The sequence below is a fragment of the Streptomyces sp. NPDC101181 genome (genome assembly GCF_044767975.1).
Taxonomy (GTDB): Bacteria; Actinomycetota; Actinomycetes; order Streptomycetales; family Streptomycetaceae; genus Streptomyces.
Map to the genome: position 1 here is coordinate 644,771 of NZ_JBIWOX010000002.1, position 15,316 is coordinate 660,086.

A 15,316-nucleotide genomic window follows, 5' to 3' on the forward strand; every position below is an offset into this window, starting at 1 on the left:
CACGACGCGCGGGCCGCTCACCCGGCCCGCGCGGCTTGACCGGAAATCGACCATCGACGGTGGAGGAGAACGACGTGGGGACCGTAACGCTCGGCGTTTCGATCGCGGTCCCGGAGCCCTACGGCAGCCTGCTCCAGGAGTGCCGTGCCAGCTTCGGGGACCCTGCCGCCTACGGCATTCCCACCCACGTCACCCTGATGCCCCCGACCGAGGCGCAGGCCGTGGACCTCCCGGCGATCGAGGCCCACCTGGAGAGGATCGCCACGGCGGGCCGCCCGTTCCCGATGCGGCTCTCGGGCACCGGCACCTTCCGCCCGCTGTCACCGGTGGTCTTCGTCCAGGTCGTCGAGGGCGCCTCGGCCTGCTCCTGGCTCCAGAAGCGGGTCCGGGACGCCTCCGGGCCGCTGGTGCGCGAGCTCCAGTTCCCCTACCACCCGCACGTCACCGTCGCCCACGCCATCGCCGAGGAGGCGATGGACCGGGCCTACGAGGAACTGGCCGACTACGAGGCCGCCTGGACGTGCGGCTCCTTCGCGCTGTACGAACAGGGCCCGGACGCCGTGTGGCGCAAGCTGCGGGACTTCCCGTTCGGCGCCGGGGGCGGCACCCCCGCCGTCCCCGCCCAGGGCGGCTACGTGATCGACGCGCCGTCCGCCCCCTCGCTGAGCCCCTGAGGGAGCCCGCCGAGCCCCTGAGCCCCTGGGCCCCTGAGGGAGCCCGCCGAGCCCCTGAGGGAGCCCGGGGTCAGACCGGCAGCCGCCGGAACAGCGGACGCGGCACGTGCCGCAGGGCCGTCATCACCACCCGCAGCGACCCGGGCACCCACACCGTCTCCGTACGCCTCCGCAGCCCGGAGACGATCGCCCGCGCCACCTCGTCCGGCCCGGTGGCGAACGGCTGCTCGGGGCGTCCCGCCGTGGCCCGGGTACGGACGAAGCCCGGCCGGACCACCAGCACCTGCACCCCGGTGCCCTGGAGCGCGTCGCCCAGGCCCTGCGCGAAGGCGTCCAGGCCCGCCTTGCTCGACCCGTAGATGAAGTCCGCGCGCCGGGCGCGCTCCCCGGCCACGGAGGACAGCACCACCAGCGACCCGTGTCCCTGCGCCTGGAGCGCGCCCGCGCACACCAGCCCGGCGGAGACCGCCCCCGTGTAGTTGGTCTGGGCGACCCGGACGGCCGCCATCGGCTCCTCCTCGTCGCGCGCCTGGTCACCGGCGACCCCGAACGCCATCAGCACCACGTCGACGTCCCCCTCCGCGAAGACCTTGCCGAGGACCACCTCGTGCGCCGCGGAGTCCAGCGCGTCGAAGTCGACGGTGCTCACCTCCGCGCCGCGCCCGCGCAGTTCGGCGGCGGCCGCGTCCAGGGCGGGGGAGGGGCGCCCGGCCAGCCAGACCCGCCGGGTGCGCAGGGCGATCAGGCGACGGGCGGTGGCCAGGGCGATCTCGGAGGTGCCGCCGAGAACGAGCAGGGACTGCGGGGCGCCGAAGGCGTCCTTCACGGATCACTCCTGTTGCAGAGAGGGAGGGGCGGGGCCGGTGGAGGGGCAGGGGGACGTCGCGGGGCGGCGGGTCACAGCCCCAGGCGGCGCGCCAGGTCGGAGCGGAACGCGTCGGTCGCGCCCAGCGCCTCCCGCAATGCGCGGAACTCCGCCAGCCGCGGGTACATCGCGGCCGCCGTCTCCGGCCGCATCCGGGAGTCGGCCGCCAGGCAGACCCGGCCCCCGGCCGCCGCGACCTCCTCGTCGACCCCGTCCAGGAGCCGGGCGAGCGAGGGCAGGGCGGCGGGCAGATCGAGCGAGAGGACCCAGCCGGGCGAGGCGAACGACAGCCACCCCGGGTCCGCCGCCCCGAGCCGGCGCAGCACGGCCCGCAGCACCGGGGCCCGGTGCGCCGCGATCCGGCGCACCACCCGGTGCAGGGTCTCCGTGTGGTCGTACCCGACGCTGAACCGGTAGCGCACCAGACCGCCCCCGCCGTGGAGCCGGGCCGTCCCGGGTGCGGCGTCCGGGGCGAGGAAGAAGGCCGGGACCGGCCACGACTCCCCGCCCCGCGCGCGGGGCGCGCTCCGGTAGCGGATCTCGTGGCACAGGGCGGCGGAGGCCCGGCCGAGCGGTCCGCTCGGGACGGGAAGCGCCGGCAGCCCGGCGGCGGCCGGGGCCCACAGGCCCGCCCCGGCCAGGGCACCCGCCCTGGTCAGAGCGCCCGTCTTGGTCAGAGCGCCTGCCTTGGTCAGCAGTCCGGCCGTCGTGCGCTGGGCCGAATGAATGCGCCGGTCGTGCGCCGGGCGCACAAAGGGGGGCGTGTGCTCCCCCGCCGGATACGGGTCCGGGGGCGCGTGCTCGCCGCGGGTGATGATCCCGCGCCCCGTCGCGCGGCCCCGCGCCAGCAGATCGAGCCAGGCGGAGGCGTACGGCTGCCGGTCGCCGCCCGTGGTGAGGCGGGCCAGCACCTCGTCCAGGTCCCCGGCGCGTTCGGTCGACACGAGCATCCGCGCGCAGGGCGCCCGCCGGAGGCGGAGCGTGGCGGAGAGGATCACCCCGGTCAGCCCGAGCCCCCCGGCGGTCGCCTCGAACAGGGCGGTGCCCGGCAGCACCGTACGCACCTCGCCGTCGGCGGTGAGCAGTTCCAGGGCGCCGACGTGCCGGGTGAAGGAGCCGTCGGCCGGGTGGCCGGAGCCGTGCACGTCGGAACCGATCGCCCCGCCGACCGTGATGCCACCGGCCTCCGGCAGCACCGGCGGCAGCCAGCCGAGCGGCAGCAGCACCCGCAGCAGCCGCTCCAGGCTCACGCCCGCCTCGCAGCGCACCGTACCGGCGGCCGGGTCGACCGCGCCGATCCTGGCCAGGCCCGTCATGTCGAGCACCGAACCGCCCGCGTTCTGCGCGGCGTCGCCGGGCGCGCGGCCGGACCCGCGGGCGAGGGCGCCCCGGGGTCCCCGGCCCCGGACGACGGCCACCGCCTCCTGCTGACTGCGGGGGCGGAACCGCACGGCGGTCGTCGGGGCGGTCCGGCCCCAGCCGGTCAAGGACACCGTGTCGACGGACATGAGGGTGACCGTATCGTCCGGTAAACCCCTTTCGAGGCATTGGTCAATTCGCTCACCGGAACGGGTGATGGAGGGAGTGTCAGCCCGGCGTGACGGGGATCCCGGCAGCGGGTCGGGAAGAGTCCGGTGCGGGCCGCTGGTGTTCCGGGCCCAGGAGGGTACGCGTACGGTCATGGACTGGCTCAAGAAACTCCCGGTCGTCGGGCCCCTGGTCGCCCGGCTGATGGAGACGCACGCGTGGCGTTCCTACGAGACGCTGGAACGGGTCCACTGGGCCAGGCTCGCGGCGGCGATCACCTTCATCAGCTTCCTCGCCCTCTTCCCCCTGATCGCGGTCGGCGCGGCGATCGCGGCCGCGCTGCTGAGCGACGACCAGCTCGACACCATCAAGGACAAGCTCGCCGAGCAGGTCCCCGGCATCTCCGACCAGCTCGGCATCGACGGCCTGGTCGCCAACGCGGGCACGGTCGGTCTGGTCGCGGGCGCGCTGCTGCTGTTCACCGGCGTCGGCTGGGTCGGCTCGATGCGCGAGTGCCTGCGCGCGGTCTGGGAACTGGACGACGTCCAGGAGGCCAACCCGGTCGTCGCCAAGGTCAAGGACGCCGTGCTGCTGGTCGGCCTCGGCGGCGCGGGACTCGCCACCCTGGCCGTCTCCACGGTCGGCTCGACGGCCGTCGGCTGGACCGCCGACCGCCTCGGCATCGACGGCGGCGGGGTGGGCGGCGTCCTGCTCCGGGTGGCCGCCCTGGCGGTGGCGGCGCTCGGCGGCTTCCTGCTGATGCTCTATCTGCTGTCGCTGCTGCCCGGCGTCGAGCCGCCCCGCCGCCGTCTGGTGGTCGCCGCCGTGATCGGAGCGGTCGGCTTCGAACTGCTCAAGCTGCTGCTCGGCAGCTACATCAGCAACGTCGCAGGCAAGAGCATGTACGGCGCGTTCGGGGTGCCGATCGCGCTGCTCCTGTGGATCAACTTCACCGCGAAGCTGCTGCTGTTCTGCGCCGCCTGGACGGCCACGCCCAGCAAGGGCGAGCAGAGGGACGAGGCGGCGGAGCCGGACGGGGCCCCGGTCCGGGCCGGAGCCGGACCGGCCGAGCGCGCGGAGCCGGACGCCAAGGGAGCGACCCGCACGGCGTGAAACCGTCCGGAGGGCGTGGACGGGCCCGGGGGGCGTGAACCGGCGTCCGCACGCCATGAACCGGCGTCCGGACGAGGTCGGGACGACGAAGAGGACGGCGGACCGCCCGCCGTCCTCTTCTGTGTGCCGGGGCCGCTCAGCCCGCTTCCGTGCGCCGGGGCCGCTCCGCCCGCGCGGTCGGACCCTTCCCCCGCCGGGTCCGCTCCGCCCGCTTCCGTGTGGCGAGGCCGTGGGTCAGCGGCGGGGGAGCCGCAGCGGCCAGCGGCGGTTGACCAGGAACACCCCGGCCGCCACGGCCACCAGCACTCCGCCGACGACCGCCAGGGCGATCCCGACGCCGCTGGAGCCGTCGGACGCCGACGCGTGCGTGGCCTTCGCCTGGCCGCCCGAGCCCTGGTCCGCCCCGGCGGCGGGCTCGGCGCCCTTGCCCCCGGTGGTGGTCCCGGTGTCCACGGACTTCGGCGGGACCAGCTCGCCGATCGGGGTCACCTTGCCGCTCGCGGCGAAGCCCCAGTCCAGCAGCTTGGCGGCCTCCTTGTAGACCGCGTGGCTCTCCTCGTCCGACGGGTTCATCACCGTGACCAGGAGGACCTTGCCGTTGCGCTCGGCGACACCGGTGAAGGTGCTCCCCGCGTGGGTGGTGTAGCCGTTCTTGACGCCCGCGATGCCCCGGTACGGGTCGACGCCGATGTCCCCGGTGATCAGCCGGTTGGTGTTCTGGATCTCGAAGCTCTCGCGCTTCTTCCCCTTCTTCGTCTCCCCGGGGAAGTCGGCCGACGCGGTCGCCGCGTACTCGCGGAAGTCCTTCTTCTGCATCCCGCTGCGGGCGATCAGCGTCAGGTCGTAGGCGCTGGAGACCTGGCCCGGAGCGTCGTACCCGTCCGGGGAGACCACCTTGGTGTCCAGCGCCTGGAGCTCCTCGGCGTGCTTCTGCATCGAGGCCACCGTCTGCGGGACGCCGCCGAACATCTCGGACAGCACGTGCACCGCGTCGTTGCCGGAGCGCAGGAACACCCCGAGCCACAGGTCGTGCACCGTGTAGGTGTGGTCCTCCTTGACCCCGACCAGGCTGCTGCCCTCGCCGACCCCCGCCAGCTCACGCTCGGTCACCTTGTGCTTCAGGGTGGTGGGCTGGAGCGCGGGCAGGACGGTGTCCGCGAACAGCATCTTCAGGGTGGAGGCGGGCGGCAGCCGCCAGTGCGAGTTGTGCGCGGCCAGCACGTCCCCGTTCTCCGCGTCCGCCACGATCCACGACCGCCCGGTCAGCCCCTTGGGCAGCACCGGGGCGCCCGCGCCCAGCTCGACCTGGGGACCGGCCTTGCCGAGCCGCTCGCCGCCGAGGCTGGACATGGTGCTCGGCGGCTTGGGCTGTTTGTCGTCACTCTTGTCCTTGTCGGCCGCCGCAGCGGGACCGAGGACCAATCCGGACAACAAGGCGGTGGAGGTGACCGTCAGGGCGATCTTCTTCAGAGCAGGCACGGTCGGAAACGTACAGGGCGAAGATGTGGATGCCGACCCGGACCGGCTGACCCGCCGCAGGGAACGCCGGGACGGCCCTGTCCGGACGACGCCACCCCGGTCGAGGGGGCCCAGGGACGCCGGTGATACTGGACCCATGAAGCTCAGCCGCCCCGTGTCCTGGTTCCTGCTCGCGTTCGGGGTGTGGAGCTGGTTCATCTGGATCACCTTCGTCAAGAACCTGTGGCAGGACGGCAGCGGCCTCGCCTTCGACGACGCGGGCGAACCGACCGGCTACTTCTGGGTCCACCTGCTGCTCGCCATCACGTCCTTTCTTCTGGGGACGGTGGTCGGCGTCATCGGGTTGCGTGGGGTCCGGGCTTCGCGCGAGCAGCGCACCTGACGGGAACGAGAAGGCGTAGGTAGGCACGGATGGCAGCAGTGGTGTTCGTTCTCGTGGCGCTGGTGGTCCTGGCGCTCCTCGCCGCCGTGCACCGGTATCTGTGGCGCCGCTTCGTCGGCGACACGACCGCCCCCGGCAGCGTGCTGCGCAAGGCGGGCACGGTCGCGGCCTTCGTGCTGCCGCTGCTGACCGTCGGGGCCATGACCTCCGGCCGGATCGGCGCCCCCTTCTGGCTCCAGCAGGTCCTGGCCTGGCCCGGCTACCTGTGGCTGGCCTGCCTGCTGTACCTGACGCTGGCGCTGCTGGTGGGCGAGCTGGTACGTCCGCTGCTGCTGCGCTTCCTCGCGCGGCGCGACCGGACGGCGGCCGGACCGGCCGCCGCTCCTGCCGGGGCCGCGAGCGGAACGTCCACCGGGGCGCCTGCCGAAACCCTGGCGGAGACCCCGGACGGCGCCCGCCCCCGTACGGAGGAACTCCTCCCGGTCGGTTCGGCCGGGGCACCCGCCACCCCGGACGCTCCGGTCCGCACCGCCCCCGAGGCCGCACCGGAATCAGCGCCGGACACCGGAACGGAACCGGACGCGGCGGCCGGGCAGGCGAAGGACCAGCAGACGGAGGCCGGTCGGGCGGGGGGCGAGCGGGCGGAGACCGCGTCCGCCTCCCCGGCGGCCCCCGGCCCCTCCCGCCGACTCTTCGTCTCCCGGGTCGTCGGCGGCGCGGCCGCCGCCGCCGGGCTCGCCACCGTCGGGCTCGGCACCCACAACGTGCTCAGCGGGCCGAGTGTCCGGCGGATCACCGTGCCGCTGGCGAAACTGCCCCGCGCCGCCCACGGCTTCCGGATCGCCGTGGTCAGCGACATCCACATCGGCCCGATCCTCGGCCGCGCGCACACCCGCCGCATCGTCGACACCATCAACCGGACCTCGCCCGACCTGGTCGCCGTCGTCGGGGACCTCGTCGACGGGTCCGTCGCGGACCTGGGCTCCGCCGCCGAACCGCTGTCCGCCCTGCGGGCCCGGCACGGCAGCTACTTCGTCACCGGCAACCACGAGTACTTCTCCGGCGCGGAGCAGTGGGTCGACCACGTCCGCGAACTGGGGCTGATCCCGCTGGAGAACGCCCGCGTGGAGATGGGCGGCTTCGACCTCGCCGGGGTCAACGACATCGCGGGCGAGAGCGAGGGCCAGGGCCCCGACTTCGGCCGCGCCCTGGGCGACCGGGACCGCTCCCGGGCCGCTGTCCTCCTCGCGCACCAGCCGGTCGTCATCCACGACGCCGTCAAGCACGGCGTCGACCTCCAGCTCTCCGGCCACACCCACGGCGGACAGCTCTGGCCCGGCAACTACTTCGCCGAGCTGGCCAACCCGACCGTCGCCGGGCTCGAACGCTACGAGGACACCCAGCTGTTCGTCTCGCGCGGCGCGGGGGCGTGGGGCCCGCCGGTCCGGGTCGGCGCCCCGTCCGATATCACCGTCGTGGAGCTCGCCTCCCGTCAGGCCTGAGAACTCTCCTCCCGTCAGCCTCCCCAGCAACGTTGCGGATGCGATCTTCTGTTCGGCCGTCGAACGTCCGCCGTCATGAAATCCGCACCGAAGCGTCACCGTCAGCTACGGAAAACCGCAGGTGGGAGGCGGGAAATGAGCTTTTCGGACCGAGGATGTCCCGGCTGTCCAAGAAAAGCCGGTCAGAGCCCGCTTTACTCTTCCAGATGTGAAAATCGTGTGATTGGGTGAACCCGAATGTGCGGCGGTGCGCGTGTCTTGGCGCACCCGCCAGGTGGGGCTGGTAAGGGAGAGCACGGCAATGCGGTCGGTCCGGGTACGGATTCTCGCGATTCTCGCGGTTTTGGTCATAGCGGGCGTCGGCGCCTGGCAACTGCTCCCCTCGGGGGAGGGAAGCTCCGACGCGGTCACGATCGGCACCTCGGACGAGGTCACCTCGCTCGACCCGGCCGGCGCCTACGACGCGGGTTCCTGGGCGATGTACAGCAACATCTACCAGTCGCTGATGACCTTCCGGGCCGGATCGGTCACGCCGGAGCCGGACGCCGCCGAGAGCTGCGGCTTCATCGGCCAGAAGCTCCAGACCTACCAGTGCAGGCTCCGTGACGACCTGACGTTCTCCAACGGCAGGAAGCTCACCGCCGAGGACGTCAGGTACTCCTTCGAGCGGATGATGCGGATCAAGTCCGACGTCGGCCCGGCCGCCCTGTTCCCGACCCTGGACACCGTCGTCTCCGAGGGCCGCACGATCACCTTCAACCTGTCCGGGAAGGACGCCACCTTCCCGCAGAAGATCGCGACCGGCGCCGGGGCGATCGTCGACGCGGAGAAGTACCCGCGGGACAAGCTCCGCACCGGCGACCAGGCCGACGGCTCGGGGCCGTACGTCCTGAAGTCCTACGAGCCGGGCGCACGCGCCGAGCTGGTGCCCAACCCGACGTACAAGGGCGCGGTCAAGAAAACCGGCCACGCGGTCGACGTCCGCTACTTCAAGGGCTCCGAGGACCTGCTGGCCGCGTGGGACAGCGGCGAGGTCGACGTCAGCCACCGCCAGCTGCCCCCGAGCCGGCTCTCCGAGCTGGACCCCAACGACCCCGACCTGCGGATCACCGAGGCGGACAGCGCCGAGATCCGCAACATCATCTTCAACGTCCGTGACGACTCGCCGTTCTCGGACAAGCGGGTCCGCCAGGCCGTCGCCGCGCTCATCGACCGCGGGCCGCTGGTCCGGGAGGTCTACCGGAGCACCGTCGAGCCGCTGTACTCGCTGATCCCGCAGGGCTTCATCGGACACAGCACCCCCTTCTTCGACGCCTACCCCTCGCCCGATGCCCAGCGCGCCAGGCAACTGCTCCAGCAGGCCGGGGTGCAGATGCCGGTGCCGGTGAAGTTCGCCTACCGGGACGACGACGCGTACACCAAGGAGAGCGCCGAACTGCGGCGGCAGCTGGAGAAGGACGGGCTGTTCAAGGTCTCCGTCAAGGCCGTGGAGTGGACCACGTACCAGAAGGGGTACGCCGCCGGGGAGTACGACATGTACACCGTCGGCTGGCTCCCCGACTTCCCGGACCCCGACACCTTCAGCCAGCCGCTCGTCGGCACCGGCAACGTCCTGCACAGCGGCTACTCCAGCAAGCGCATGGACAGGCTGATCGCCGCCACCCAGCAGTTCAGCGACCGCAGCCGGACCGCGGGCGACTTCAAGGACATGCAGACCCTGATCGGCGAGGACGTCCCCCTGCTGCCGCTCTGGCAGAAGAAGGACTACGTCGTCGCCAAGTCCGAGGTCGCGGGCTCCCAGTACCTCTCCGACGGTACGGGCGTGTGGCGCCTGTGGGAGCTGGGCCGGATCTGATCCCGCCCGTCCCGGGTCGGCCCCGGCCCGGGGCGGCTCACTCCTCCGGCGGCCGGGGCTTCGTCCCGGCCGCCGCCGCGCCCGGCAGGAACTCCACCAGCACCCCGTGGACCTGCCGCACGAGCGGGCGCAGCACCCGGAACCGGGAGAGCGCGACGGCGCGGGCGGCGATCGGCGCGGTGCGCTCGACGAGCCGGCGGCTGCGCTCGGCGCCCGGGGACCGGTCGTACACCCAGAACAGCACCAGGCCCATGTGCATCAGCCACATCAACTGCGGCAGCAGCGGCGCCAGTTCCGGGTCGCTCTTGACGTCCGCCCCGGTGAGGCACCGTTCGTGGAGGGAGATCACCGCCTCCCGGGCGGCCGCGGAGTCCTCGGAGAACGGGGAGAGCGGGCTGTCCGGGTCGGCCGCGTTCTTGAAGAACTGGGCGGCGAAGCGGTGGTACGGCTCCGCCACGTCCAGCCAGCCCAGCAGCAACCCCCGCAGGCGCGCGGCCAGATCGCGGTCCCCGTCCAGCACGGGCCCGACCCGCGCCGCGTGTTCGGCGGCGATCCGGTCGTAGAAGTTCTGGACCAGATGCTCCTTGGAGGAGAAGTAGTAGTACGCGTTCCCGACCGAGACGCCCGCCTCCTGGGCGATGGCCCGCATGGTGGTGCGGTCGTAGCCGCGCTCGGCGAAGAGCCCGAGCGCCGTCTCCAGGATCAGCGTGCGGGTCTGCTCGCTCTTCGGCGCCCGGCCGGACCGCGCCGCCCGCGCGGGCTTCGCGGCCCCGTTCCCCCGTACGCTCTTCTCTTCCTCCACCACGGCCCCAAGGTTAACCGGGCCGGGTCGGCGGGCCCTTCCGGTCAGGCGCTCATGGAGCGGGCCGCGTTGAGCTGGGCCATGACCGCGGGGAAGGTGTGCGGACCCGCGGCCGGGATCATCGTGGAGTGGTGACGGCCGCCGCTGGTGACCGTCACCTGCACGAAGCCGGTCGTCCGCTTCTCCTTCATCAGCAGGAACAGCAGCCCGATCAGGCAGAACAGCGCGAAGATGATCGCCAGCACGATCGCGTGCGCCGGGATCTTCTCCTCCGTGCGGGACATGTCCGTCGCCGTCCAGACCGCCCCCTTCAGCGGCATCGTCCCGGACGGGGTGACGATCGCGTCGCTCAGCACCGTGATGTCGCCGATCGCCATCATCGGAGCCCCGCCCTGGCCGGGCGCCCCCTGCGGGAGGGGGAGGTACTGGCCCGGCAGCGTCGGCTGCGCGGGGTAGGGATAGCCGTAGCCGGGGCCGGGCTGGGCCGCGGAGTCGGGCAGCGGCTGCGGGTAGCCGTAGACGGGGGCACCGCCCGGGGCCGGGTAGCCGTAGCCGTGGACCTGGCCGTCGGCGACGGTCGGCGGGTGGCCCGGCTGCTGGGGCGGGCCCCACTTGTACGCGTCGCCCTCGGAGGGATTCGGCTCGCTCACGACTGTCCCCGTTTCTCTTTCCTCGTCCTCAGTGCTGAACCGTACCGCCCGGGGCCCGCCCCGCGCAGCAACGGGCCCCGCTCCGGCAGCGGTGGGGCTGCTCGGGCGGGGCCCGTCGACGTCATCGGTGGTACGCGGCGGTCAGAAGCGACGCGTGATGAGCGCGCGCTTCACCTCCTGGATCGCCTTGGTGACCTCGATGCCACGCGGGCAGGCGTCCGTGCAGTTGAACGTGGTGCGGCAACGCCACACGCCGTCACGGTCGTTGAGGATCTCCAGCCGCTGCTCACCGGCCTCGTCGCGCGAGTCGAAGATGAAGCGGTGCGCGTTGACGATCGCCGCCGGACCGAAGTACTGCCCGTCGTTCCAGAACACCGGGCACGAGGATGTGCACGCGGCGCACAGGATGCACTTGGTGGTGTCGTCGAAGCGCTCGCGGTCCTCGGCGGACTGAAGGCGCTCGCGGGTCGGCTCGTTCCCCTTGGTGACAAGGAAGGGCATGACGTCGCGGTACGCCTGGAAGAACGGGTCCATGTCGACCACGAGGTCCTTGAGGACCGTGAGGCCCTTGATGGCCTCGACCATGATCGGCTTGTCCGGGTTGATGTCCTTGATCAGCGTCTTGCAGGCGAGCCTGTTCTTGCCGTTGATCCGCATCGCGTCGGAGCCGCAGATCCCGTGGGCGCAGGAGCGGCGGAACGTCAGGGTGCCGTCCAGCTCCCACTTGATCTTGTGAAGGGCGTCCAGGACACGCTCCTTCGGGTCGATCTCGATCTGGAAGTCCTGCCACTGGACCTCGTCCGACACCTCGGGGTTGAAGCGGCGGATGCGGAACGTGGCCAGGATGAACGGCGAGTCGGCGAAGCCGGCCTCGGCGTTGTCGGTCGTGTCCAGGGTCGGGGTAGCCATCAGTACTTACGCTCCATCGGCTGGTAGCGGGTCGTCACGACCGGCTTGTAGTCGAGCCGGATCGACTCGGCGCCGTCGGCGGCCACCTCGCGGTACGCCATGGTGTGGCGCATGAAGTTGACGTCGTCGCGGTTGGGGTAGTCCTCGCGGTAGTGACCGCCGCGGGACTCCTTGCGGGCGAGCGCGGACACCGCCATGACCTCGGCCAGGTCGAGCAGGTTGCCCAGCTCGATCGCCTCCAGCAGGTCGGTGTTGAACCGCTTGCCCTTGTCCTGGACGGACACGTTGAGGTACCGCTCGCGCAGCTCGGCGATCTTGTCGACCGCCGTCTTGATCGTCTGCTCGGTGCGGAACACCATCACGTTGGCGTCCATGCACTCCTGGAGCTCCAGGCGGAGCGTGGCGACGCGCTCGGAGCCGGTGGAGTTCCGCAGCCGCTCGACCTGGTCGGTGACCAGCTGGGCCGGGTTCTCGGGCAGGTCGACGAAGTCGTGCGCCGCCGCGTACTCGGCGGCCGCGATGCCCGAGCGCTTGCCGAAGACGTTGATGTCGAGCAGCGAGTTGGTGCCCAGGCGGTTGGCGCCGTGCACGGAGACGCAGGCGACCTCGCCGGCGGCGTACAGGCCCGGGACGACGGTGGTGTTGTCGGCCAGCACCTCGCCCTCGACGTTGGTCGGGATGCCGCCCATCGCGTAGTGGGCGGTCGGCTGGATCGGGATCGGGTCCGTGTAGGGCTCGATGCCGAGGTAGGTCCGCGCGAACTCGGTGATGTCCGGGAGCTTGGCGTCCAGCTGCTCCGGCGGCAGGTGGGTCAGGTCCAGGTAGACGTGGTCACCGGCCGGACCGCAGCCGCGGCCCTCGCGGATCTCGGTGTAGATGGAGCGCGAGACGACGTCGCGCGAGGCGAGGTCCTTCATGACCGGCGCGTACTTCTCCATGAAGCGCTCGCCGTCCTTGTTGCGGAGGATGCCGCCCTCACCGCGGGCGCCCTCCGTCAGCAGGATGCCCATGCGCCAGATGCCCGTCGGGTGGAACTGGAAGAACTCCATGTCCTCCAGCGGCAGACCGCGCCGGTAGCAGGCGGCCTGGCCGTCGCCGGTCAGGGTGTGCGCGTTGGACGTCACCTTGAAGAACTTGCCGGTACCGCCGGAGGCGTAGATGACCGACTTCGCCTGGAAGACGTGGATCTCGCCGGTGGCCAGCTCGTACGCGACGACGCCGGAGGACTTCTTGACCCCGTCGACCTCGGTGATCAGCTGGTCCAGGACGTAGAACTCGTTGAAGAACTCCACGCCCTCCTTGACGCAGTTCTGGTACAGCGTCTGGAGGATCATGTGGCCGGTGCGGTCCGCGGCGTAGCAGGACCGGCGGACCGGGGCCTCGCCGTGGCTGCGGGTGTGACCGCCGAAGCGGCGCTGGTCGATGCGGCCCTCGGGCGTCCGGTTGAACGGCAGGCCCATCTTCTCCAGGTCGAGGACGGCGTCGATGGCCTCCTTCGCCAGGATCTCCGCGGCGTCCTGGTCGACCAGGTAGTCACCGCCCTTGACCGTGTCGAAGGTGTGCCACTCCCAGTTGTCCTCCTCCACGTTGGCGAGCGCGGCGGCCATGCCGCCCTGCGCGGCGCCCGTGTGGGAGCGGGTGGGGTAGAGCTTCGTGAGCACGGCGGTGCGGCTGCGCTTGGTCGACTCGATGGCCGCGCGCATGCCGGCGCCGCCGGCGCCGACGATGACGGTGTCGTACTTGTGGATCTGCATGGTTTTCCTCTGGTCCCTCTTATCCCGGCGTCTAGCGGATGTTCGGGTCGAAGGTGAAGATCACCAGCGTGCCCAGCAGGACGGTGAACACCGTGGCGGTGTACAGGAGCATCTTCAGCCAGAAGCGGGTGTTGTCCCGTTCGGCGTAGTCGTTGATGACCGTACGGAGGCCGTTGGCGCCGTGGAGCATGGCGAGCCAGAGCATCAGCAGGTCCCAGACCTGCCAGAACGGCGAGGCCCAGCGGCCCGCCACGAAGGCGAAGCCGATCTTGGAGACGCCGCCGTCGAGCACCAGCTGGATCAGCAGGTGCCCGATGACGAGAACGGTCAGGAGGATGCCCGACAGGCGCATGAAGAGCCAGGCGTACATCTCGAAGTTGGTGCGCGAACCCCTGGGCGTCTTGTCCGTCCGCTTGCGCGGGGGCTCGATCACCGGCGCGGGGTTGTCGACGTCGTAGAGCCGCACGCCCTCGACCTCGCCGATCGCGGCCGCGGAAGAAGTCTCGCTGGACATGGGCCTCAGCTCCCGAAGAGATCGCGTACGGCGTGCCCGAGGACGGGGTACAGCGCCCCCACCATCAGCACGATCCAGATGCCCACCACGGTCCAGAGCATCTGCTTCTGGAGGCGGGGGCCCTTGGCCCAGAAGTCCACGGCGATGATCCGCAGACCGTTCAGCGCGTGGAAGAGAATCGCGGCCACCAGGCCGTATTCGAGGAACGCGACGGGCCACGTCTTGTAGGTGGCCACGACGTCGTCGTACGCCTCGGGGGATACGCGGACGAGTGCGGTGTCCAGGACATGTACGAACAGGAAGAAGAAGATGAGGACACCGGTGACTCGATGAGCCACCCAGGACCACATGCCTTCCCGGCCGCGGTACAGCGTTCCAGCCGGCACGGAAGAACCCTCCGGGAGCGGGGATTGGGGTCGGCCGGCTTGACTGTCGGTCTGACCCGGCCGGGTACGGTCCACCGGCCCCGGCCATCGTAGCGACGCTTTGTCGGTTCGTTCGCGCGGGGGCCTCTGGTGTGATCAAAGTGGCAGACAAACGGGCACGTACGGGCTAGGCGTGGCTGAGGGGTGAGGGCTGCGGGCTGCGGGCTCGGGGCCGCGGGCGCGGTGGGCTCACTCGCCCGAGAGCAGCTCCACGATGCGGCTGCGGGCGACCCGTCGCAGCTCCTCCGCCGTCACCGCCCGCTCCTCGTCCGGGTCGTGCGCGAGTCGGCCCCGGATGCCCGCCAGGACCTGGTCCACGTGCTGGGCGGGCGGGAAGGCGTCCAGGCAGATCACGAACGCGTGGCCGAAGCTGCTCTCGTACGCGGCGTGGGCGGCCCGCAGCGCCAGGTGGGCGGCGCGGGGCGCGTCGTGGTGCAGGCAGGGGGCGGGCTCCGCCGCCAGCGCCTCCGCGATGTCCCCGGGCGCCAGGTCGTAGCCCGCCTCGTCGGACGCGGCCAGCAGGGAGCCCAGGTCCGGGTAGGGGCGGTGGGCGGCCATCCGGTGGGCCCAGCGCAGGCTGCCGCAGCACTCGAGGAAGGCCGCCTCGGCGACGAGGAAGGGGAGGGCGTTGAGATGGGCCAGCCCGGCCGCGTGCTCCCCGGCCGGGGCGTCCGGTCCGGGCAGTCCGGAGGCGGCGGAAGGACCGGCGGGCCCGGTCGGGCCGGTCGCGGGGGAGGGGCCGGAAGGGCCGGCGGGGCCGGTCGGGTCGGCTGGCGGGGAGGGGGCGGTCGCGGGAGACGACGGGCCGGGGGACGGCCGTCGGGGCTGCACGGGTATGCCCGACCGTCCGGCCGGGGGCGCGGAT

15 protein-coding genes are annotated in these 15,316 nt (G+C 72.0%); 5 read left to right on the top strand and 10 right to left on the bottom strand.

The window, feature by feature from the left end; genetic code table 11:
* Positions 1–74: 74 nt before the first annotated feature.
* Entirely contained in the window at positions 75–674 is a 600-nt protein-coding gene (locus ACIRRU_RS06590) for a 2'-5' RNA ligase family protein (RefSeq protein WP_363200603.1), read from the top strand.
* Positions 675–744: 70 nt separating this feature from the next.
* Here the strand turns inward: ACIRRU_RS06590 and ACIRRU_RS06595 are convergent, their stop codons facing one another.
* Together ACIRRU_RS06595 and ACIRRU_RS06600 are read right to left on the bottom strand one after the other, a co-directional pair.
* A complete protein-coding gene (locus ACIRRU_RS06595; RefSeq protein WP_403676884.1) occupies positions 745–1,500 on the bottom strand; it encodes a decaprenylphospho-beta-D-erythro-pentofuranosid-2-ulose 2-reductase in 756 nt (251 codons plus the stop codon).
* A gap of 71 nt (positions 1,501–1,571) precedes the next feature.
* Positions 1,572–3,047, bottom strand: a complete 1,476-nt coding sequence (locus tag ACIRRU_RS06600) for an FAD-dependent oxidoreductase (protein WP_403676888.1) — start codon at positions 3,045–3,047, stop codon at positions 1,572–1,574.
* Positions 3,048–3,219: 172 nt separating this feature from the next.
* Between ACIRRU_RS06600 and ACIRRU_RS06605 the strand changes: the two genes are divergently transcribed.
* Positions 3,220–4,179 (top strand): YihY/virulence factor BrkB family protein, encoded by a 960-nt coding sequence (locus ACIRRU_RS06605; RefSeq protein ID WP_403676891.1) that lies wholly within the window; start codon positions 3,220–3,222, stop codon positions 4,177–4,179.
* 234 nt (positions 4,180–4,413) lie between these two features.
* On the opposite strand, the gene ACIRRU_RS06610 is transcribed toward ACIRRU_RS06605, so the two are convergent.
* Positions 4,414–5,658 (bottom strand): D-alanyl-D-alanine carboxypeptidase, encoded by a 1,245-nt coding sequence (locus ACIRRU_RS06610; RefSeq protein WP_363200607.1) that lies wholly within the window; start codon positions 5,656–5,658, stop codon positions 4,414–4,416.
* A gap of 136 nt (positions 5,659–5,794) precedes the next feature.
* Here ACIRRU_RS06610 and ACIRRU_RS06615 point away from each other — a divergent pair, with 136 nt between their 5' ends.
* The 3 genes from ACIRRU_RS06615 to ACIRRU_RS06625 all read left to right on the top strand — a co-directional run bounded on the left by ACIRRU_RS06615 (position 5,795) and on the right by ACIRRU_RS06625 (position 9,397).
* Positions 5,795–6,040, top strand: a complete 246-nt coding sequence (locus ACIRRU_RS06615; RefSeq protein WP_403676894.1) for an SCO4848 family membrane protein — start codon at positions 5,795–5,797, stop codon at positions 6,038–6,040.
* Positions 6,041–6,078: 38 nt separating this feature from the next.
* Positions 6,079–7,542, top strand: a complete 1,464-nt coding sequence (locus tag ACIRRU_RS06620; protein ID WP_403677045.1) for a metallophosphoesterase — start codon at positions 6,079–6,081, stop codon at positions 7,540–7,542.
* 301 nt (positions 7,543–7,843) lie between these two features.
* Positions 7,844–9,397 carry an ABC transporter substrate-binding protein gene (locus ACIRRU_RS06625; RefSeq protein WP_403676897.1) on the top strand — a complete coding sequence of 518 codons (1,554 nt, stop codon included), beginning with the start codon at positions 7,844–7,846 and terminating at the stop codon, positions 9,395–9,397.
* A 37-nt stretch (positions 9,398–9,434) separates the two neighbouring features.
* Here ACIRRU_RS06625 and ACIRRU_RS06630 read toward each other — a convergent pair whose 3' ends face one another.
* From ACIRRU_RS06630 to ACIRRU_RS06660, 7 genes are all read right to left on the bottom strand, one after another.
* On the bottom strand, positions 9,435–10,202 hold the full coding sequence (locus ACIRRU_RS06630) for a TetR family transcriptional regulator (RefSeq protein WP_403676900.1): 768 nt from the start codon (positions 10,200–10,202) through the stop codon (positions 9,435–9,437).
* A 41-nt stretch (positions 10,203–10,243) separates the two neighbouring features.
* The gene (locus ACIRRU_RS06635) at positions 10,244–10,849 is read right to left on the bottom strand and encodes a hypothetical protein (protein WP_403676904.1); all 606 of its coding nucleotides are present in this window, start codon (positions 10,847–10,849) and stop codon (positions 10,244–10,246) included.
* A gap of 141 nt (positions 10,850–10,990) precedes the next feature.
* Entirely contained in the window at positions 10,991–11,758 is a 768-nt protein-coding gene (locus ACIRRU_RS06640) for a succinate dehydrogenase iron-sulfur subunit (protein ID WP_363200612.1), read from the bottom strand.
* Positions 11,758–13,512, bottom strand: coding sequence for a succinate dehydrogenase flavoprotein subunit (gene sdhA, locus ACIRRU_RS06645; protein WP_363200613.1), 1,755 nt, complete (start codon positions 13,510–13,512; stop codon positions 11,758–11,760). Before sdhA ends, ACIRRU_RS06640 begins: the two co-directional genes overlap by 1 nt.
* 31 nt (positions 13,513–13,543) lie before the next feature.
* Positions 13,544–14,026 carry a succinate dehydrogenase hydrophobic membrane anchor subunit gene (locus ACIRRU_RS06650; protein WP_363200614.1) on the bottom strand — a complete coding sequence of 161 codons (483 nt, stop codon included), beginning with the start codon at positions 14,024–14,026 and terminating at the stop codon, positions 13,544–13,546.
* A gap of 5 nt (positions 14,027–14,031) precedes the next feature.
* Positions 14,032–14,412, bottom strand: a complete 381-nt coding sequence (sdhC, locus tag ACIRRU_RS06655) for a succinate dehydrogenase, cytochrome b556 subunit (RefSeq protein WP_030112669.1) — start codon at positions 14,410–14,412, stop codon at positions 14,032–14,034.
* Between the two features lie 228 nt (positions 14,413–14,640).
* Entirely contained in the window at positions 14,641–15,282 is a 642-nt protein-coding gene (locus ACIRRU_RS06660) for a 2-oxo-4-hydroxy-4-carboxy-5-ureidoimidazoline decarboxylase (protein ID WP_403676909.1), read from the bottom strand.
* Positions 15,283–15,316 lie beyond the last annotated feature (34 nt).